A 20,362-nucleotide genomic window follows, 5' to 3' on the forward strand; every position below is an offset into this window, starting at 1 on the left:
CTGGAGAGGATAGCCTCCTTTGTGTTACATAAATCATCAGCTTCGCTCATGACGAGATGCCACAAGAGCGGCGGGATCAGCGGTGCGCTCGGCGGTGTGTTGCACAGCAGTGTACTTGGCCTCCCCGTCGTCCCGGGCGCTGCCCCAAGAAGCGCCGTCAGCACTTGTGTCTGCGCCGGAACCAGTGTCCCCCGCTTCCACGCTTTCCGCCCTAACGGCGGAGATCTTAAACTCCGGCATTCGGCTGACGGGGTGCAGGGCGTCGTTCGTCAGCCGGTTCACAGCTAAGTCGCCGCTCCAATGGAACGGGACAAACTTCGTGCGCGGATGGATGTCCGCCGTCACCTTGGCGGCGACCTCCAGCGACCCGCGCAGCGTGGTCAAGCGGGCCCGGCCGTTCGGCGAGGGCGCACAGCAGCCAGGCGTCCGGCAGCGCCGCGCCGGCTGGCTCAAACACCCGGGGCCGGCAGAACACCCGGCCCTCGAGGTTCGTCATCGTCTCTTCCACTTCGAGGAAGGACGTGCCGGGCAGCAGCCAATCCGCGTAGGCGGACGTCTCCGTCTCGAACAGGTCGACGACGACATGTACTGCAGCGTATGCTCCACGCCGTTCACCTGCTGCTCCAACCCCCGCGCGGTAAGAACCATTCCGCGCTTTGCCCCGGCGAATCCCCGAGCCACTTGACGGATCGTGTCCTAGGGGATCCCGGTACGTAGTCTGTGTGATGTTACGTCCAAAGCTGTCTTCTGCAAAAGCGGACTGCAGCACCTGAGCATCCTTCACTTGCACATCTGCCACGTAATAGGTGAGTTACAACCACTTCCACATGCTCGATCAAATAGCGGTCCACCAAACCATATAAAATCCCGCCAATGCCCCTAAAGAGGCACGAGGAAATAAATGGCCAGCTTCTTTTTCGAAGTGCGACGGCCGGCCCTCTTGAGATTTTCGCTCATGGGTCTTTCACTCCATTCCGTGTTGCATTGAGGTTCGCCTCAAGCCAAGATAGATAGGGCTTGGCAGCAGGCAAGACCATCATACGCCGCTAACCTGAATTGAAGCTTAATGTCCAAAGATGCCCAGCTCCCCCATTTCGGGTTACAATAGAAGAGACAGACAGGAATGACATTGATTATTCGGGAAAAAGAGGGAACCGCCTTGAGCCAAATTGCAAATTCTACCCAAGCTCCAACCGAACCGCAACCGGCGCAAACCTTAGAGCAAACTATTTCGGAGGTCGTCCGCGCGCAGCAGCAATTCGTCCGATCCGGTGCCACGCGGCCGGTAGAATTCAGGCTGCGTCAGCTGGAACGTCTGAAGACCGCGATTAAACGTTATGAAACGCGCATTTTGGAAGCGCTGCAGCGAGATTTGCGCAAGCCTGAATTTGAAGGCTACAGCACGGAAGTGGGTTATGCTTACGACAGCATCCGCTACGTGATAAAGCATCTGAGGCGTTGGGCCAAGCCGGAGCGGGTTCGAACTCCGCTGGCCCATATCGGCTCCAGCAGCTACATCTATCGGGAGCCTTACGGCTCGACCTTGATCATCGGCCCGTTTAACTATCCGTTTATGCTGGTGATCGACCCGTTGATCGGAGCGATCTCTGCGGGAAACGCCGCGATCGTGAAGCCTTCGGAGTATACCCCTCATGTCTCCAGGGTGATCGCCGAGATGCTTGGCGAATATTTTGAACCCGATTACATACGAGTCATAGAGGGAGGGCCGGAGGCGACGTCTGCGCTGATCCATGCGCCGCTGGATTTTATTTTTTTCACCGGAAGTATTCGGGTTGGAAAGATCGTCATGGCGGCCGCTGCGGAGCATTTGGTGCCGGTTATCCTGGAGCTTGGCGGGAAGAGTCCTTGCATCGTGGATCAAGAGGCGGACCTCGATCTGGCTGCGCAGCGTATCGTTTGGGGCAAGTTCCTAAATACAGGTCAGACCTGCGTGGCTCCGGACTATGTACTCGTTCACGAGTCGGTGCGAGCGGAGCTGGTTGCCAAAATGAAGGCGCAGATCAAAGCCTTCTACGGTGAGGATCCAAGGCAAAGCCCTGACTACGGGCGGATCGTGAATGAGCAGCAGTGGAGCCGACTGATGGGATTGCTTGAGCCGTCCAAAGTTGTGGTTGGCGGGGACGGAGACCGTGAGGATCTGTATTTGGGGCCAACGATTATGGACAACGTCAGCTGGGAAGACTCCGTGATGCAGGAAGAGATTTTTGGACCGATTTTGCCGGTGCTGGACTATCGAGACCTAGATGTGGCGCTCCGGGAGATTGGTGAGCGGCCCAAGCCGCTGGCGTTGTACTTGTTTACGAGCAATGCCGCCACGGAACGGAAGGTGATGGAGTCCGTTTCATTTGGCGGAGGGTGCGTGAACGATACGGTCATGCATCTGGTGAGCCCGTATTTGCCCTTTGGCGGTGTCGGCTCTTCGGGGATGGGAGCCTACCACGGCCGTTACAGCTATGAAACCTTCTCTCATCGGAAAAGCGTGCTGAAAAAGTCAACGCGGGTGAACTTGAGCTTCATCTATCCGCCTTATACGGCTGGCAAGCTGAAGCTGATTCGACGTTTTTTCAAGTAGTATGCTAATGGTATGAAAATTTCATGGGAGGGATGATCATGGAAATCAGTCCAAGCCGGAAATTTGCCTGGACCTGGCAGGTGAAGGAAGATCAACTGGAGGCTTATGTAGGGCTTGCTGAATAATCAAAAAATCCTTATCTCACAAGGGTTTAGAGGCACTTTTGTCGAATTCATCTGCAAAGAAAACACGGAAAATCGGTAAAAAACCTTGCAGATGGAGTGAGCGAAAGTGTTCGTGCTGAATCGAGATATGGCAGACTTGTTGGAAAACTTCTATTTGCCCTTTGGCGGAAAATTAAATCCAACCAATCGGTGGGTGCAGCTTGCGGCGATCATCCCTTGGGACAAAGTAGAAGAGAAATATGTGAGCTCGTTCAAGTCCCCAGCCATCGGCCAAAAGGCATACTCGGCACGTATCGCCCTCGGCTCGCTCATCATCAAAGAGCGCCTTGGTTTAAGTGACCGCGAGACCACCTTACAAATCCAGGAAAATCCATATTTGCAGTTCTTCTTGGGCTACACCGCGTATGTCGATAAAGTGCCGTTTCATCACTCCCTGCTCACGCATTTTCGGGAACGGCTCGGCTTGGAAATCCTAGCTGAAGTCAACGACTGGATCGCCCAAGCCGCGCTGCAAGCAGAGCGAGAGGTCGAGGCGAAACCGAAATCGTCCAAGCGAGATCGCGATGACGACGACAACGACGCGGGCGGCTCGCAGCTCACCATGGAGGTAGGGGACGCTTTCTCTATTCCCGAGGAGCCCCCTGTTGTGGCGAAGAAACCCCGCAACATGGCGAAAAAGCTACACGTCCTGCCATCTACAGCCGCACCGACAGCGGAAGTCATGAACAAGGGCACCCTCATGCTGGATGCGACATGCGCGCCTGCGGACATCAAGTATCCGACTGACTTGGGGCTGCTGAATCACGCCCGTGAAATCCTGGAAGACATCATCGACGTGCTGCACCGTCCCCATGTCGGAGCGATGGAGAAGCCGCGCACGTACCGCGAGAAAGCCAGAAAATCGTACCTGAGTGTTTCCAAGCAACGCAAGGCATCGGGCAAGGTGATCCGCAAAGCGATCAAAAAGCAACTTGGCTACGTGGGACGGAATCTGCGGATTATTGAAGCCCTCTTGAAGTATACGCCTCTCACGGAACTGAGCAAAAGACACTATCGCCAGCTTCTGATCATCTCGGAGCTCTACCGTCAGCAGCGCGAAATGCTAGAGAAGAATACGCATGTCGTCGCCGATCGCATCGTGAGTATCGAACAGCCGCATGTACGTCCGATGGTTCGAGGCAAAGCTGGAGCGAACGTGGAGTTCGGCGCCAAAATCGCCGTCAGTCTGGTGGACGGTTACGCTTGGATCGAAACGGCACAATGGGACAGCTTCAACGAGGCAACCACGCTGCAAGCATCGGTGGAAGCGTACAAACAGCGATTCGGGTATTATCCCGCCGTCATTCTAGCCGATAAAATCTACCGCAATCGAGACAACCTGAACTATTGCAAAACGCTAGGGATTCGCCTTAGTGGCCCGAAGCTCGGCAGACCCTCGAAAGAGCAAAGTGAAGTCGCCGATCGTCGGCAAGAGCGCCAGGACGCTGTACAGCGTAATGCGATCGAAGGAAAATTTGGAGAAGGCAAGCGCAAATTGGGCCTAGGTCGCATTCGGGCGCGTGGCGCCGAAACCAGTTTGACCGTCATCGCCCTTCAGTTTCTGGTCATGAATCTGGAGCGGCGACTGCGTGTTCTCTTTTTGCATTTTTTCAGACTGCTTGGGTTTAGAGACTTGCGTTGGGTGTAGATGGAACGAATATTGTTCAGCAAGCCCTATGTAGAGATGCATTTGAACCCATGGCCCGAGGTGCTGGAGGAGCATCGCAAAGCCGGGATTCGCAATTATTCGATTTTTCAGCAGGGGAATCAGTTCTTCTATTGCTTTGAATGCGATGATCCGGACGCGGCGTTCAAGTACATTGCGGCCAGCGAGGTGTGTCAGCGGTGGAATGCAATTACGTCGGGCATGGTGGAGGGTTCGTTTGACTTTAATGAGCCGCAGCCGATCGTGCCGATGCGCGAGGTATTTTACTTGAAATAGAGGCGAATCGGAGGGATTCTTGAACATGAAATATCGGACATTAGGAAAAACCGGTCTCAACGTTTCCGTGGTCGGCATTGGAACTTGGCAATTCGGCGGGGAGTGGGGTTTAAACTACACGCAAGCGGAAGTGGATGCGATCTTGGATCGGGGCCGGGAGCTGGGCATCAATCTGATCGATACGGCAGAATGTTATGGCGACCATCTGTCCGAATCGTTTATCGGGGATTATCTGAGCCGGCGCAACCGGGAGGACTGGCTGATCGCCACGAAATTTGGGCATCAATTTCATGAACGGTTTACGCGGACGGACCGCTTTGATGCTGCGGCGGTACTACAACAGCTTGATGCTTCGCTGAAAGCGTTGAAGACGGACTATATCGATCTGTATCAGTTTCATTCCGGCCCGGATGCGGCGTTTGATAATGATGAACTTTGGACGCTGCTGGATAAGCAAAAGCAAGCCGGGAAAATCCTCCATCTGGGCACGTCGATCGGCAGCAACGACAACCTGCATCAGACCGAAGCTTCATCGAAGGTAGGGGTGGAGGCGATTCAGGTGGTTTATAACCGGCTCGACCGCGTGCCGGAGAATCGGGTGTTCCCGTCCTGCGAGCGCCAGCAACTCGGTGTGCTTGCAAGAGTTCCTCTGGCGAGCGGTTATCTGAGCGGCAAGTATAAACCGGGCGCGGTGTTCAGCGAAACCGATGTACGCCATCGTCATGATCCGGAAAGCACCCGGCGCAAGCTGGAGGAAGTGGAAGAGATTCGGCGGAATGAAGTGCCGGAGGGTGTGGACATGGCTCAGTGGGCCTTGGCCTGGTGCCTGAAGAATCCTGTTGTCAGCACGGTGATTCCGGGCTGCAAGAACCCTGCGCAAGTGGAGGCTAATGCGGCTGCGGCGGAGCTGGAAATCTAAGAACCCCCATAAAGATCGATAAGCAGACAAAAAGTTTGCTTATCGGTCTTTTTTCATATTGACAATTGTCAAATTTAGGATTAATATGTAAACATATATTGGAAGTTTAGTAGGATATGGTGTTGCTTGATGTCATTGGATGTCGTTTGACTCCTCTGTTAGCCGAGAATCCTTTGGCTCGCAGAAGGTCGCGGAATTGGGGGGTGATAATTTTTTGATATCTACAACCACGATTCGCGCAGAACTGGAAGATTACATCAAGAGCGAAGGGACAACCCTGCACCGTTTCTCGGAATCCGCCGGGGTGAACGTCGGAACGTTAAGCGGAATTATTAACGGGAACCGGCCGATTGCCATCGGACAATTGGATCGGATTACGGCTGCGATGGGGTTGCCTGAAGGACACTTTTACGATTTATACGCAGATGAATGTTTTACTTCAACGGCTCCGCATTGGAGGAGGCTGCGGCCGTTCCTGCTGAGATGCGCCGAGTTGCAGAAGCATGACTGCATTAAACAGGTTCTAAACCGTTTGTTAGAGGATTTGAAACAAATCGCGGGCATTTTCGATACAGCCGAAATGATGTATGAACAAGGTTGGAAAGAGGCTGCGGTTATACTCTATGAAAGCGTTATCGAAAGTGAGCGATCTAGCCACTCCGAACGCTTGGCGATGAGTTATTATCGGATATTTCAAATATTTCAAACTGATACGAGAAGAGGCTTTAAAGCTGCATTGCAATTTTTACCTTACAGATATCGGTTGCCTGAAGCCTATGCTCTCGATGGTTTACTGATGCTAACTGAGATTTACGCACTGAGATTTAATTGGTCTGAAGTTGAGAATTATGCGGATGAGCTCTGTCAATTCACCGAAGCCCTTTACAACAGACGCATCTGGATGGATGAAGACTTCAAACCTAAACGTCCATTGGTCTACTATTATGGAAGAGCTTATTTAATTAAATCTAGCTCTTATGAGTACCGTGGAATGTTTGAAGAATCCAAGAAGTGGATTCCGAAGTATGCAGATTTGAGCTGGTTTGAGGGTCTCGATGAAGCGGGGAAAGCCGAAGTAGAGCAACTTAAGATGTTTGCATACGCTAACTGGATGTGCATGGATATCAAATCAGGAAATCAAGAGTTGATAGGGGAGTATGTAAAATTCCTTGAAGAGCATCCAGGTGAAATTGTTGAAGGGCTAACCACGTTAATTGAGGCGTCTAATCGACATAATTACTTTATCGATGAAATTTTAAATAAATTCTCCGATGATATTGATGATTATAGAAAAATCAAACAGACATCAAAATCGAATTACAAAGAGCCATCACTTATATTTAGACGTGCAGTTTTTTTTCAGAACTACGCACTCTATTATTTTCGAAAAGCTCTATATGAAGAAGGGATATATCATCTCTTATTCAGTATGGAGTTAAGTATATTGTTAAACAGCAAAGATCTGATAGTTAATAATATGGCATTATTTGAGTTGCATCGGAAGCACGCCTCTTTGAAACAATGCAATACTTATTCTGAGTTATGTAGAAAGGTGTGGGAAAATGAAAAAGAAAGCATTTTGGGCGGTTTCGGCTATAATTATGGTTAGCTTTTATCCGGTAGCTATGACGTTATTTTCTCACGGATGGGGTTAATTCATTTACTAATAGAAATCTATAATAAGGCTTGGCTAGATCCTACTGGCCCTATTTTAAAATTCCATTTCAAAAAATGGAATTTTTTTGTTTCTTGCATTAGGTCTCATTATGCAATATTTGGCAACCTCTTCTAATATGTTCCTAGGGTGATAGTGATGAACAATTCTGAAAAAATCAGATTTCGGATCGAATTGGAAAGACAAGAATTAAATCGGCTCGCACAGAGATACGGAATGCGCCATGCACGGGTTCTCCATCAGTCGGTTGTTCTTGACCGCTTGTTAAATAAATATAGCCAAGTCATATATTCCAATTACCGAAGAAGGAAGCCGATCGCGTAGATGCGGCTTCTTTTCTTTGTCCGTTGGCTAATTCCTTAATTCATAATCTTCTTGATTTCCTCGATAGACAATTGGGTCATATCCGCAATTTCTTCCAGAGTGAAGCCCTTGGATAACAACCTGCGCGCGATTTGCCGGCGTTCGATGAGGGTGCCTTGTTCGATCCCTTTTTCAAATCCTTTTTCGATCCCTTGTTCTATACCTTTCTCCAGGCCTTCTTCCAACCCTTTCTCATATCCTTGACGCATCCATGCGGGCATTAATTCCATGATCACTTCACTCTCCTTTGCATATTGTTTCGCCAGCTCCCGAAGCATTTCTTCATCCTGCCGGGGATCCGGCTCGAAATATAAATCGGCGATAGACATCACTAGCGCTAGACGGGCTTGATCCAGTCTTTGGCTGAGCTGCAGCAGCATGCGCAGATAGGCTAGACGGAGCTCCCGTTCCTCCCCTTTATTGTAGCCCATTTTAGCGAGTAATGCAGCAGCCACGGGGTTGTTGGAATCAATGAATCTGCGCCAGGGTTGGTTGATGAGCTCGACTTTCAGAAACCGAAATTGGAGGATATCCTCTCCCAGAATCGACATGTTTAAGGAATTTCGCTCATTTTTACTCTCTGCGGATGTAAAGATGGCGATAGGGATGATGAGCTGGTGCTCTTTCCGGTGCCGCTCAAAGAGCCGGCTGAAGTAGATAAACATCCGTTCGTGGAAGTCTGCTTGTCGGTACGATTGAGGCTCCAGATGGATGAGGATGAAGGCATCCGTACCGATATATTTGGTTTCCAGCAGGAGATCGAGCGTACGCGCTTCTTCTCCCACCACATCCACAAGCTGCTCCTGCATAAGGAAACGGGTTTGGCTGAAGTCCAGCTGCGATTCAAGTTCAGGAAAAAACAATGCGATAAATTCCGCGAAAAACGTATGCAACAGCTTTTTAAACGCTTCGTCATGAGGGATGATTTTCTTCCCATAGTTCCCGCTTTGCGATTCCTCACCGACTTGTTGGACTAAAGATGATGTTGATACCAACAACAGGTCACACTTCCTTTCCAAACGCAAAAAAGCACACTACGCGCGCCAAGATGGACAGATGCGTAAGTGTGCTTCACTTTGCTTAAGATTCAATTAAGCCTAGTTTATCCGAAATGGGTCGTTTTGGCAATTTTTATCACCCCTGTCCATTCTTAGCGGAAGGAAGTGACCAAGCTTTGCAGCAACGTACGTACATCGTACTGGTACTGATTGATAGGGACAATCGGCTTGTTCAGTCCCAACAGGCCATACACGGCCATACGGGCCGTCCGAACAGAGTATTCTTCAGTGAAGACAACGTCGTCCGGGATTTCGCAGAATTGGCCGATAAATGCTAAATTTGTGGAGCCGTCCGGGATAACCTTCGGCCGATCATCAATCGCTCTAGGCATGAACTGCGAGGTGATGAACGGCATCATACATGGAATACAGTTGGCGGTGGAGAGATCGCTTCCATGTCTTCTTGGAAGTGGAGATGGTGCAGCAACTCGGTGAGAATCTCCTCACCGGTACATTCGGACATTTTTTTAGGCACATAATCCCCAATGCCATCCGGGAATAATCCATAGCCCCAGAAGACCTTCACATGCTCCGGCTGATTACGGAAATGCGGCTGATGAGCCAGCACGATGGACATGAACCAGCTTGAATCTTTAAAGGTCACCAGTGCGCCGGTTCCCGTCTTGTTGCGGGAGAAAGCTTCCATCCGGTCAAAAAAGCGCGAGCCCTGACAAGTCACCGTAAACGACTCCCATTTGGACTCGTCGATATGGTCGGCGAAGACAGATGGACGTCCAAGGCCCGGTTTCTTGGCGGCAATCCGCTCCCATAACTGCCAAGAGCTGCCTTTGCCGTTCAGCTTCGGCGGGGTGTTCATGGAGCCCAGGCTGTAGCCCTCGGTCATCGAACCGTTGGTGACGATCACCAGATCCCCTTCTCCTAAATCCAGGACTCGGGGCTCTCCGTCTTTCAGATAGTGCATCCGCGTCACGGTGATTTCATCGCCTTCGCGGAAGTCCAGATCCGTAACTGTGCATTTCAGCGAAAAGTCTACGCCGTGCCCCTCCAAATATTTTTGCAGCGGGAGAATGACGGAGTCGTATTGGTTATAAGGTGTGCGGGTGACTCCCTCCAGCGTATGGACTCGCGGGAATTCATGCATAAACCGAAGCATGTATCTTTTGAACTCCACGGCGCTGTGCCAGGGCTGGAAGGCAAAGGTTGTTGCCCACATGTAGCAGAAATTTGTCTTAAAAAAATGCGGGCCAAACCAGTCATTGATTCGCGCGGTGCCCAGGTTCTCTTCCGGGGTCATGATCAGCTTGACCATCGCAAGCCGGTCCGCCATATCAAAGCCCATCGAGGTGACGTCCGCCACTTGGCCGTCTCGGTTTACTAACCTTGCGTTGGAATGGGTTGGGTGGGCGGTATCGAAAGCGATGATTTCATCTCGCACCGAGAGCTCCGGATGGTCTAAGGAAGGGATGGAGCGCAGTAAATCCCATGTATTTTCATAAGTCTCATCATTCAGCATTCGGCCGCCGCGGATCACATATCCGCGTTCACCGTCTCCGGCACCATCGTTGCTGCCGCCTAGCACCTTCATTTCCTCCAGCACATGAATATGTTGGCCGGGAAAATCGCAGTCCTGAACCAGGAACGCGGCCCCCGCCAGTGAAGCGATCCCTCCGCCAACAAAATAAACGTGATGGGTGTGACGATCTGCAGACATAACTTTCACCTCCAAAGAATGTGATGAATGGAACAATTTCAATGTAATCTGTCTTGGGGGCGAGCGAAATCAACAATGCAGGGCGCCTGTATAAAAAAACGACACTCCCTAAGGAGTGTCTAGGATTCCGACGGAATCAGCCAGATTTCGCCTTGGTCAGATGGGAGCTGGACAAGGGAATCACCTGCTTTGTGGAAAAAATAGGTAGATCATCCTGTCTTTCATTATACTCCCGCTCAAGCTAGCCTTCAAAAAAATAACCTCCGCCAAATCGATAGCGGAGGTTTAGGAACATCAAGGTCCTGGGGTTAAGTCGTCTTCGACTTATTGTAAATATCGAAAGCGACGGCGAGAAGCAGGACCAGCCCTTTGATGCCTTGCTGCCAATCCACCCCAAGCCCGATCAGCGACATGCCATTGTTCATCACGCCCATGACCAGGCCGCCGATAATCGCGCCGATGACGGTACCGATGCCGCCGGAGGCAGAGGCGCCACCGATGAAGCAGGCCGCGATCGCGTCGAGCTCAAAGTTCGTCCCGGCCTTCGGCGTAGCCGAGTTGAGGCGGGCGGCGAAGATCAGGCCGGACAGTGCAGCCAGGGCGCCCATGTTGACGAAGACCCAGAACGTCACCTTTTTGGTTTTGACGCCGGAGAGTTTGGCGGCCTTCTCATTGCCTCCAAGCGCATAGATATGGCGGCCCGCCACCATTCGGTTCATAACGAACGAATAAATGACGATCAGGAAGAACAGGATGATCAAGATGTTCGGCAGCCCGTTGTAGGTTGCCAGCACAAAGGTAAATATGTTGATGATGGCAACGAGCAGTACGAGCTTCGTGACGAACACCCAAATCGGCGCGACCTCAAACTGATATTTGAGCTGGGTTCGCCGCTCCTTCCATTCCTGCCAAATGAGGAGAAGGGAGAGCGCCAGACCAAGCAGAATCGTCAGGATATGAAGGCTGCTGCCGCCAAACCAGTCGGGAATGAAGCCGGAACTGATGCGTTGGAACGATTTCGGGAATGGTGCGATCGACTGGCCGCCAAGCACGATCATCGTCAAGCCCCGGAACAGCAGCATCCCGGCTAATGTGACGATAAAGGCGGGGATTTTTACGTAAGCGACCCAAAATCCTTGCCAGGCACCGATCAGCCCGCCGATCACCAGTGAAATGATAATGGTAAGGAACGTTGGCAACTGAAAATCCACCAACATGATGGCAGCCAAAGCCCCGATAAAGGCGGCGATGGAGCCGACGGACAAATCGATATGTCCAGTGATGATCACAAGCACCATCCCGATGGCCAGCACCAAAATGTAGCTGTTTTGCAAGATCAGATTCGTAATGTTGAGCGGTTTGAGTAAGATGCCGCCCGTCAAAATTTGAAACAAGATGGTGATGAAGATTAAGGCGATAATCATGCCGTACTGACGTATGTTTTTTCGAAAAAGTTCGCTAACCGCTTGCATCGGTCTACCCCCTGCCTCGAGTCATGGATTTCATCAATACTTCCTGGGTGGCGTCCTCGCGTAGCACTTCCCCGGTGATCCGGCCTTCGCTCATGACGTAGATGCGGTCGCACATCCCGAGAATCTCCGGGAGCTCCGAGGAGATGAACAAAATGCCTTTGCCCTCGTCTGCCAGTTGATTGACGATCGAATAGATTTCATATTTGGCTCCGACATCAATGCCGCGTGTTGGCTCATCGAGAATCAAAATTTCCGGCTGGGCGAAGATCCACTTGCTGAGGACGACCTTCTGCTGATTGCCGCCGCTCAGGTTGACCGTTTGTTGCAAAATGCTGGGCGTTTTAATGTTCAGCTTGCTCCGGTACTCCTCCGCGACCAACACTTCCTCCCGTTCATTGATCACGCCGCGGCGGGACAGCTTCTTTAACGAAGCCAGCGAAATGTTGCGTTTGATGTCGTCGATCAAAATTAAGCCATACTGCTTACGGTCTTCGGTGACATAAGCGACGCCATGCTTAATCGCCTGGCTGATGTCGTTAAATCGGACCTCTTTGCCATGCAGGAACAGCTGACCTTTAATATGCCGCCCATAGGATCGGCCGAATAAGCTCATCGCCAGTTCGGTCCGGCCGGCTCCCATCAAACCGGCGATCCCCACGATCTCTCCGCGACGGATATTGAGATTAATATTGTCCAGCACTTTCCGATCGTCTTGCTGTGGATGGGTGACCTCCCAACCCCGGACTTCAAAGATCACTTCACCGATCCGGGGAACCCGCTCCGGATAACGGTGGGTAAGATCGCGGCCAACCATGCCCTTGATGATGAGATCCTCGGTCACCTGATCGGCCTTCATATCTAAGGTCTGAATCGTCCGGCCATCCCGAAGAATGGTAATCGAATCGGCAACTTTACTGATTTCGTTCAATTTGTGGGAAATGATGATGGAGGTGATGCCTTGTTTCTTCAGCTCCAGGATCAACTCCAGCAGGTTTTCGCTGTCATTTTCGTTTAGGGCGGCCGTGGGTTCGTCCAAAATTAACAGCTTGACCTGTTTGGCTAAGGCTTTGGCGATTTCCACCAGCTGCTGCTTGCCGACGCCCAGCTCCAATACGCGCGTGGCCGGGGATTCGTTTAAGCCCACCCGTTTCAGCAATGCTTTGGTTTTCACCGTCGTTTCGTTCCAGTCGATCCGTCCGTGCTTGCTCTGTTCATTGCCAAGAAAAATATTCTCCGCGATGGAGAGGTAGGGGATCAGCGCCAGCTCCTGATGGATAATGACGATCCCCAGCTGCTCGCTTTCTTTGATATCTTTAAATTCGCAGACCTTGCCTTCGAACAAGATCTCGCCTTCATAAGAGCCATGCGGATAGACGCCGCTCAGCACCTTCATCAATGTCGATTTGCCTGCCCCGTTCTCCCCGCACAAGGCATGGATTTCCCCGGATTTGACCTTGAGATTGACATTGCTGAGCGCCTTGACCCCCGGGAACGTCTTCGTAATGCCCCGCATTTCCAAAATCGTGTTGCTCACATGCGTCACCTGGCCTTTCGCTCACGGTACGGGCACAGCGACGGCCGCCCGAATCCGCGTCCGCCGCTATGCCGGTCACCACAAGTTAATGATGTTTAGAGTCCCAGATCTTCCTTGGAGTAGTAGCCGGTGTCGACGAGCGCCGATTCAACGTTGTCCTTGTCGACAGAGACCGGTTCGAGCAGGTAAGAAGGAACCACCTTCACGCCGTTATCGTAAGTCTTCGTGTCGTTGACTTCGGCTTCCGTGCCCTCCAGAATGCTTTGGACCATGGAGACCGCCTTTTTCGCCAGCTCGCGGGTATCCTTAAAGACGGTTTGCGTTTGCTCTCCGGCAAGGATCGATTTGACCGAGGCCAGCTCGGCATCCTGGCCGGTTACGATCGGCATCGGTTTGCTTCCGGAGCCGTAACCCACACCTTTGAGCGAGGAGAGGATGCCGATGCTGATTCCGTCATAAGGGGAAAGCACGGCGTCGATATTCTCCGTGGTATAGTGAGCGCTCAGCAAATTGTCCATGCGAGCCTGGGCGGTGGCGCCGTCCCAGCGCAGCGTGGCGATTTGCTCCATTTTGGTTTGACCGCTGCGTACGACGAGCTTGCCGGAATCGATGTACGGCTGCAGCACAGACATGGCGCCGTTATAGAAGAAGTAGGCATTGTTATCATCCGGAGAGCCTCCGAACAGCTCGATATTGAATGGGCCTTTGCCTTCTTTAAGTCCCAGCTTCTCTTCAATGTAGGAGGCTTGCTGCACGCCAACCTTGAAGTTATCGAAGGTGGCGTAGTAGTCAACGTACTCGCTGTTCATGATCAGCCGGTCGTAGGCGACGACTTGAATGCCTTGATCGTGGGCTTTTTGCAGCACATCGGTTAGTGAGCCTCCGTCGATGGCCGCAATGACAAGGACTTTGACGCCCTTGGTGATCATGTTTTCGATTTGGGACACCTGGTTTTCGATGACGTCTTCTCCGTATTGCAGATCCGTACCATAGCCAAGAGCCTGAAACTCCTTGACCATGTTGTTGCCGTCGTTCACCCAGCGTTCGGACGATTTCGTGGGCATGGAAATGCCGATCGTTCCTTTCTCGCTGTTGCCCGATCCGCTGCTGCCGCCGTTTCCGCCGTTGGCGCAAGCCGCGAGGGCGAATACCATCACCAAAGTAAGTAAAATGGCCGTTACCTTCTTCAAAGTCGATTCCCCCTATGCTTGAAATGAATGCGTTTACAGTTCGGAGTATAGCAAGCGAAGGGGGAGGTCGTATTTACAGTGGTTTGACTCTTTTTATAAAAATCGAACCTTTATGGAGGGGCATGACTCCAAAATAGGAGGCTGAGAGGGGGGAGATTTACTCCCCCTGAGCATCTTCATGTTCAAATGCGCCTTTGCGGTATTGCAGTGGGGAAAGGCCGGTCGCGCGCTTGAACGCCGTGCTGAAATAGTGTTGAGTTTCGTAGCCGACTTGCTCGGCGATTTCGGCTATTGTCAGCTCGGTGGCGATTAATAGGCGGCTCGCCCGACGGATGCGGAGCTGCGTCAAATAGCTGTTAAACGTGGTGCCCAGCTCCTGCTTGATCATGCGGCTTAAATAAGCCGGGGAAGTTTGCAGGGCTTGCGCCATCGCTTCCAGCGTCAGCCCGCTGTTGCTGAAATGCTCCAGCATATATTGCTTGGCCCGGCGTACCAGCGGGGAAACGGCGTTCTCCTTGTTCACGGCGGATTTCGCTTTCCGGTATACGGAAGGAAGCTCCAGCACGTCACCAGCGCCCTCGGCCAAATACACCTCGGCAGCGATTTTCAAGTGGGTTCGCACCAAGGTTTCAATACGGTAAAAATCGGCCTCAGCTTCCACCCCCCACAGCAGGACAACGATCAGGCCAAAGGGGTCGCGGAAGATCGTCTTGGGATAGGAGGCAAGTACTTCGGCGGCGATATTCTCCACTGCAAAGCTATACAGCTGCCGTTCGTCCTCCTTGAACAAAGCGGGCGAGGCGGCGGGTTCTGGCAAGCGGATGACGCCCAGCCAATCCGGGCAGGCGTCCGGCAGCTGCAAGAACCGCAGCTGCTCGGAGATTTCAGCGGCGGTCATGCCCCCGTCCAGCCATTGCTGGCCAAATCGCTCCCTCAGAAGCGGATAACTGCGGGACAGCTGCCGCGAGGCCTGCTGCCATTGCTGCTGCCTGGACGCTTCTTCCTCCAGCTCTCCGCGCACCTGTCGCAGGACTTTCTCTAACTGCTCGGGATTGGCCGGCTTCAGGATGTAATCCTTGACCTGAAGGCGAATCGCCTTCTGGGCGTAAGCAAACTCGTCATGGCCGGTGATGATGACGATTTTACAGTCCGGCAGCCGCTCACGCACCTGCTTCATAAGTTCGATCCCGTCCATGATCGGCATGTTGAGATCAACGAGCATGATGTGGACGTCGTGCCGGATCGCCTTCTCCAGCGCCTCCTCGCCATCCTCCGCTTCAGCTACTACCGTAAGGCGCAAGCTCTCCCAGTCCACGCTGTCGCGTATCCCTTCGCGAATAATGCACTCATCGTCGGCGATGAGCACCCTCCAACGAGTTTCTGAGTAGGTTCCGCTCATGATTCAATCCTCTCCCAACGGGTTTGTTCATCCCGAATGATCGGGTGGGTGACGGTTACTACGGTTCCTCGGTCTTCCTCACTTTGGATCGTCAGGCCATATTTCGGACCAAAGGTTAATGCGATCCGAGCTTGCACATTCAGCATCCCATATCCCTGTCCGCCTTCGCTTGCATTGGATGCCCCTGCCGGTTCGGAGCCCTTTTCCCGGCCATCCGCGGTGCCTGCGGACTGCAGTTCTTTTTGCAGCCGGGCCAGCTTATCCGGCGGAATGCCTTTCCCATCATCCCGGATGGTGATCACCAACATGCCGGCATCCTCGGCGGCTTCGATGACCACGCGGCCCGGCCCCCGGCGTTCCTTGATTCCATGGTAGATGGCATTTTCCACAATCGGCTGAAGGATCAGCTTCAACACATAGACACCGCGAATTTCCGGAGCGATGTGCAGCGAGTAATCGAGTTTGCTTTGATAACGGACGTGTTGAATATGCAAGTAACTGCGAACATGCTCGATTTCATCGTTCAGGGGGATGATGTCATTCCCCTTGCTAAGGCCGATTCGGAACAGCTTCGACAAGGACTCCGCCATTTCCGCGATATCCTCCGAGCCGTTGCGGCGGGCCATCCAATGAATCGTATCCAGGGTATTGTACAAAAAATGCGGCTTGATATGCGCCTGCAGGCTTCTTAGCTCCGCCTCCCGCTTCTGACGCTCCTGCAGTTCGGTCAGGGAGAGCAGTCGGTGGATCTGCTGCAGCATGGCGTTGAAACGGCGGCCAAGCAGGCCGATTTCATCGGTTCGGTCGCTCCAGTGGCGAATGGTCAGATCGCCGGACTGGGCTTTTTGCATAAAGGACGCCAGCTGCCCGATTGGCCTGGAAATCGTGTGAGCCAGATAGAAAGAGGCCGTCATCCCCAGCAAACAGACGATAAAAACAAAGCTAACCACGTAAAAACGAATTTCCTGCATTTCCGTAGCGGACTCCGCCATGGAAAAGACGCCGACCGTCGTCCAGTTTGTAAACGGCGAATGTCGGTAGATGAACTGTAAATCGCGGCCGCCCACCCGTTCTGCGTAGGTTCCTGAGCCGTCCTGACCGAGCCGCTCCAGCGGAACGCGGTTGATATAGGGGGCTGGCGGGGCATAGATCAGTTCCCCGTTGCCGTCCACCACCGTTAGATAGCCCGTTTTCCCCAAACGAACGTCCTGAGCGGTCTCGGCAATGACCCGCAGTTTGAGGTCGATTAAGACGACGCCTTTGACCTGCTGGGTTTCGGGGTCGAGAATCGCCCTTACGGCAGAGACGACTTCACTGTCCTTGTAGTTGACATGCGTAGTGACGTTGCGGTCTCGCGGATGACCGATGATCTTAAAGATTCCTTTATTGCGGACCGCTTCTTGGTACCACTCTTCCCGGGTCAGGTTTTCTGCGGTGCGGGCATACATTTCGTTGCTGATATATTCGCCGCGGCTGTTGACGATTAGAATGCCCGCGACTTCCGAATACAAGGTGGTGAAGCCCTGCAGGAACTTGCGAATTTCGTAGTGATCGGTATCTACCGGTGTTGTTGTTCGTGGAGGTGTTTTGACTGACGGTGCCGATAGAACGAGTTCCGCCTCGTTGTTGTTCTCGAGAAACTGCAGCACGTCCGGGTTAAAGGAGATGAGGAACGTCATGTTTTGCAAATTCTCCACATACGTCTCCAACGACCGGTTCACCTTGCCAATTAACTGCAGCGTGTTGTTCGTAATCTGCCGTTCGATAATGCGGTCGACCGTCCAATTCGTCAGCACGCCCAGCCCGATCGAAGGAAGGATGCTGATCAACATAAAGTGGACGATTAATTTGTAGCGGATGGGCAAGTTATTCAGCGAAAAACGACGGATTTCCCAGGACCGCTTTCCATATCTATTTCGCATAGTAATCATTCACATTCTGCCGTGTGACGACGGTGATGCCGGTATCCAAACGCTGGGGAACGCGAGGGCCGGGGGGCGAAGATCCATCGGAATCGTGCTTCAACGAAAAGAGCAGCTGCAGCGACCAATATCCCATGTTCCAGGTGCCCTGGGCCATCGTGGCGGCGATATCTCCGCTTTTGACCAAGTCCAAGGTGCCCTTATCGGTGTCGAAGCTGATGATCTTCGGACTGGAGGAGGTCGGGCCAAAGGCCTTTACGGCCTCCGCAACGCCGATACCGCCGTTGGCTTCGGTGGTGAAAATGCCTGCGACTTCGGGGAAGTCGTGCAGAATTTCCTCCGCCGCTTGCCGCGAGTACAGCTCATCGCCTTTGCCGTTTTTGGTGGCGACAATGTGCATGTTGGGGAATTCCTGGGTAATGGTATCGGAAAAACCTTCGGTGCGTTCTTGATGATTTTGTTGATCCGGCACGGTGACGACGGCGACCTCCCCGCGTTCGCCGGTGAGCTCGGCCATTTTCCGCGCGGCCTCAACGCCGGCGGAATAGTTGTCGGTGCCAAGGAAGGAAAAAGCGCGGCTGCCGGGGGCGTCGGAATCGAACAAGACGACCGGAATGCCGGCGTCGACCGCTTTGTTAATCGTGGCGGTGAGTTCGGTTGGATGAATCGCGGAGATCGCGATGCCGGCCGGTTTTTTAGCAATGGCTTGCTCCAACACCGTGATTTGCTCATGAATATCGCGCTGGGTGGAGCCGCGGTATTCTACGGAGACGTTTAGCGCCTGGGCGGCGTCTTCGAAGCCTTTCAGCCCGCTTTTCCAATAGTCGATACCCATTTGAAACGTCACCATCACGTATTTCTCATCGATGGAACCTCGGAGGCCCCCGGAATTCCATTCGTCGTTCAAACGAATCTGGGAGCGGTAATCGAGCACGTATAGCGCAAAGCAAGCGAAGAGCAGCAAGTACACCATCCAAATCTTCTTCATATGAAACCCCTTTCATAAGAAGAGTTGCCAAGTGATTCACTTTCGACAACATCATACTATGATTCGTCGAAATTGATAATTGAGTGTTTTGCATAATTCCGTTTCAGAGAAGAAGCGATAGCATATTCACTGTCGTTAAGGGGTAATTTTCGAAAATGGTATTATATGGATGAAGAAAAGGGCAGACTTGCAGAATTTTAGAACAGCTCATTTTTTAAGCGGCAGCCCGTTTTGAATGATGAGAAACGGCGAGCGCAGATGCAAGCAGAACAATGGCATTCAAATACTGGTGAGTTGTGACTTTCTGAATGCCCCGGACATGTGCGGCGTCTGCCGTCAAATAGGTTTTCAATCGGGAGTTGCAGCGTTCTACGCTGGTTCGTTCATTGTAAAGTTCCTTCCAACGCTTTGTATCCCGATGAGGGATGCTGTATCGCCGGAGATCATCCTTCGCATTTACTTTGACGACCATTCCATAGTTTGAAGACGAGCAGGCAGCCATGCCAAGCGGACAGTCGACTTTACCCGTGGCATGCGGGCAGCGAAATTTATGCATATCGCCGTCAACTCCCCAGTATGTCATCGCATAACCCATGGAACAGCACGGTGTTCCGTTCGAGGTCATGCCAGCAGGCGGTTCCTTCTCCCCCCGAAGATTAAGGGGAATGATGGCTTGTGCCTTGACGTTGCGGGCGGCCTCATAAACTTTCATTTGGTCGTAGCCCGCATCGAGTATGAAAAATCGTGTGCTCGTCCTGGACGCTGTTTTCTCGATCAGGCCCGGCGCCATTTCTCCATCATTGACATGCGCCGGCGTTACTTCCAAGGCGATCGGCAATTCACTTTTCGTATCGACCGCCAGATGAATTTTGTAACCAAACCATGTGATTTTATTGCCGAAGGAATCAATTTTTGCGCCCCAGTTCGCATTACCCGTTTGCTCGCTTTTGCGTTTGGGCTGCTTTTTCTCGTAAGCGCGGAGAGCGGCGCTGTCTATGGCGACGTTACTGCCTTCTATGATACCTTCCTGCTGACAGCGTGTGACCAAATCCTCAAAAAGCCGTTTTGCCAAGTCCTTTCTCGTCAGTTCTGAGAAGACTCGGCTTAATGTGGATATGGAAGGAGCTTCTCGATCCAGCGGAAGACCACACTGATAACGAAACCGGAGATCCGTATCCAAACGCTTATGCAACCCTGAAAAGGTACTTATTCCTTCAAGCGGCGCAGCCAAGAGTGCTCGTAGAATCCCTTGTCTGCAGTATCCCTCAGCGCCTCGGGGTGAACGGCTTCTCAGTTCCTTGGCATACGGTCTCAGATCGAGAGAGCTGAAGAAGATCGGCCATCTCTCCTTGGGTTGAATGTTTAAAAGTTCTTCGAAGGAAAACAGACATTCTTGGAGAATATACAAAGTGACTTCCTCCATCCTTGAGGTTTTTGGGTTCGGTCACTTGAAAACTTCTCCAAGTTGGGG

16 protein-coding genes and 1 pseudogene are annotated in these 20,362 nt (G+C 52.3%); 6 read left to right on the forward strand and 11 right to left on the reverse strand.

From position 1 onward, the window contains the following. Positions 1–36: 36 nt before the first annotated feature. Together ACL02P_RS19870 and ACL02P_RS19875 are read right to left on the reverse strand one after the other, a co-directional pair. Positions 37–345: a molybdopterin dinucleotide binding domain-containing protein gene (locus ACL02P_RS19870; protein ID WP_412837935.1), complete on the reverse strand. Its 309-nt coding sequence runs from the start codon at positions 343–345 to the stop codon at positions 37–39. Continuing rightward, positions 227–784 carry a molybdopterin-dependent oxidoreductase gene (locus ACL02P_RS19875; RefSeq protein ID WP_412837936.1) on the reverse strand — a complete coding sequence of 186 codons (558 nt, stop codon included), beginning with the start codon at positions 782–784 and terminating at the stop codon, positions 227–229. Before ACL02P_RS19875 ends, ACL02P_RS19870 begins: the two co-directional genes overlap by 119 nt. A gap of 375 nt (positions 785–1,159) precedes the next feature. Here ACL02P_RS19875 and ACL02P_RS19880 point away from each other — a divergent pair, with 375 nt between their 5' ends. The 6 genes from ACL02P_RS19880 (at position 1,160) to ACL02P_RS19905 (ending at position 7,617) form a co-directional block, all read left to right on the forward strand. Beyond that, complete coding sequence (locus tag ACL02P_RS19880) at positions 1,160–2,593, forward strand: aldehyde dehydrogenase (protein ID WP_412837937.1); 1,434 nt, start codon at positions 1,160–1,162, stop codon at positions 2,591–2,593. A gap of 252 nt (positions 2,594–2,845) precedes the next feature. Then, the gene (locus ACL02P_RS19885; RefSeq protein ID WP_412837309.1) at positions 2,846–4,405 is read left to right on the forward strand and encodes an IS5 family transposase; all 1,560 of its coding nucleotides are present in this window, start codon (positions 2,846–2,848) and stop codon (positions 4,403–4,405) included. Continuing rightward, positions 4,406–4,699, forward strand: a complete 294-nt coding sequence (locus ACL02P_RS19890) for an L-rhamnose mutarotase (RefSeq protein WP_412837938.1) — start codon at positions 4,406–4,408, stop codon at positions 4,697–4,699. A gap of 25 nt (positions 4,700–4,724) precedes the next feature. Beyond that, the gene (locus ACL02P_RS19895) at positions 4,725–5,618 is read left to right on the forward strand and encodes an aldo/keto reductase (RefSeq protein WP_412837939.1); all 894 of its coding nucleotides are present in this window, start codon (positions 4,725–4,727) and stop codon (positions 5,616–5,618) included. A gap of 196 nt (positions 5,619–5,814) precedes the next feature. Next, a complete protein-coding gene (locus tag ACL02P_RS19900) occupies positions 5,815–7,227 on the forward strand; it encodes a helix-turn-helix domain-containing protein (protein WP_412837940.1) in 1,413 nt (470 codons plus the stop codon). Between the two features lie 204 nt (positions 7,228–7,431). Further along, positions 7,432–7,617: an aspartyl-phosphate phosphatase Spo0E family protein gene (locus ACL02P_RS19905; RefSeq protein ID WP_009223862.1), complete on the forward strand. Its 186-nt coding sequence runs from the start codon at positions 7,432–7,434 to the stop codon at positions 7,615–7,617. Between the two features lie 35 nt (positions 7,618–7,652). Here ACL02P_RS19905 and ACL02P_RS19910 read toward each other — a convergent pair whose 3' ends face one another. From ACL02P_RS19910 to ACL02P_RS19950, 9 genes and pseudogenes are all read right to left on the reverse strand, one after another. Then, positions 7,653–8,654: an Rpn family recombination-promoting nuclease/putative transposase gene (locus tag ACL02P_RS19910; RefSeq protein WP_009223863.1), complete on the reverse strand. Its 1,002-nt coding sequence runs from the start codon at positions 8,652–8,654 to the stop codon at positions 7,653–7,655. A 152-nt stretch (positions 8,655–8,806) separates the two neighbouring features. Beyond that, positions 8,807–10,386 (reverse strand): annotated as a pseudogene (locus tag ACL02P_RS19915) (oleate hydratase). Positions 10,387–10,694: 308 nt separating this feature from the next. Then, a complete protein-coding gene (gene mmsB / locus ACL02P_RS19920) occupies positions 10,695–11,858 on the reverse strand; it encodes a multiple monosaccharide ABC transporter permease (protein WP_009223865.1) in 1,164 nt (387 codons plus the stop codon). 4 nt (positions 11,859–11,862) lie between these two features. Beyond that, a complete protein-coding gene (gene mmsA, locus ACL02P_RS19925) occupies positions 11,863–13,392 on the reverse strand; it encodes a multiple monosaccharide ABC transporter ATP-binding protein (RefSeq protein WP_412837941.1) in 1,530 nt (509 codons plus the stop codon). Positions 13,393–13,487: 95 nt separating this feature from the next. After that, positions 13,488–14,546 carry a multiple monosaccharide ABC transporter substrate-binding protein gene (gene chvE / locus ACL02P_RS19930; RefSeq protein WP_412838268.1) on the reverse strand — a complete coding sequence of 353 codons (1,059 nt, stop codon included), beginning with the start codon at positions 14,544–14,546 and terminating at the stop codon, positions 13,488–13,490. A 193-nt stretch (positions 14,547–14,739) separates the two neighbouring features. Beyond that, the gene (locus tag ACL02P_RS19935) at positions 14,740–15,981 is read right to left on the reverse strand and encodes a response regulator transcription factor (RefSeq protein WP_412837942.1); all 1,242 of its coding nucleotides are present in this window, start codon (positions 15,979–15,981) and stop codon (positions 14,740–14,742) included. Beyond that, positions 15,978–17,903 carry a cache domain-containing sensor histidine kinase gene (locus tag ACL02P_RS19940; RefSeq protein WP_412838269.1) on the reverse strand — a complete coding sequence of 642 codons (1,926 nt, stop codon included), beginning with the start codon at positions 17,901–17,903 and terminating at the stop codon, positions 15,978–15,980. Before ACL02P_RS19940 ends, ACL02P_RS19935 begins: the two co-directional genes overlap by 4 nt. After that, entirely contained in the window at positions 17,893–18,891 is a 999-nt protein-coding gene (locus ACL02P_RS19945) for a substrate-binding domain-containing protein (protein ID WP_412837943.1), read from the reverse strand. Before ACL02P_RS19945 ends, ACL02P_RS19940 begins: the two co-directional genes overlap by 11 nt. Positions 18,892–19,105: 214 nt before the next feature. Then, positions 19,106–20,299 (reverse strand): transposase, encoded by a 1,194-nt coding sequence (locus ACL02P_RS19950; protein WP_412837944.1) that lies wholly within the window; start codon positions 20,297–20,299, stop codon positions 19,106–19,108. Between the last annotated feature and the right edge of the window lie 63 nt (positions 20,300–20,362).

This window comes from Paenibacillus sp. MB22_1 (genome assembly GCF_047200555.1).
Classification (GTDB): domain Bacteria; phylum Bacillota; class Bacilli; order Paenibacillales; family Paenibacillaceae; genus Fontibacillus; species Fontibacillus phoenicis.

Bases quoted from the DNA above. Each gene is read 5' to 3' on its own strand.
- ACL02P_RS19945 (WP_412837943.1), bottom strand. From the start codon at position 18,891: ATGAAGAAGATTTGGATGGTGTACTTGCTGCTCTTCGCTTGCTTTGCG.
- ACL02P_RS19885 (WP_412837309.1), top strand. From the start codon at position 2,846: ATGGCAGACTTGTTGGAAAACTTCTATTTGCCCTTTGGCGGAAAATTA.
- ACL02P_RS19935 (WP_412837942.1), bottom strand. From the start codon at position 15,981: ATGAGCGGAACCTACTCAGAAACTCGTTGGAGGGTGCTCATCGCCGAC.
- ACL02P_RS19940 (WP_412838269.1), bottom strand. From the start codon at position 17,903: ATGCGAAATAGATATGGAAAGCGGTCCTGGGAAATCCGTCGTTTTTCG.
- mmsB (WP_009223865.1), bottom strand. From the start codon at position 11,858: ATGCAAGCGGTTAGCGAACTTTTTCGAAAAAACATACGTCAGTACGGC.
- ACL02P_RS19905 (WP_009223862.1), top strand. From the start codon at position 7,432: ATGAACAATTCTGAAAAAATCAGATTTCGGATCGAATTGGAAAGACAA.
- ACL02P_RS19895 (WP_412837939.1), top strand. From the start codon at position 4,725: ATGAAATATCGGACATTAGGAAAAACCGGTCTCAACGTTTCCGTGGTC.
- ACL02P_RS19890 (WP_412837938.1), top strand. From the start codon at position 4,406: ATGGAACGAATATTGTTCAGCAAGCCCTATGTAGAGATGCATTTGAAC.
- chvE (WP_412838268.1), bottom strand. From the start codon at position 14,546: ATGGTATTCGCCCTCGCGGCTTGCGCCAACGGCGGAAACGGCGGCAGC.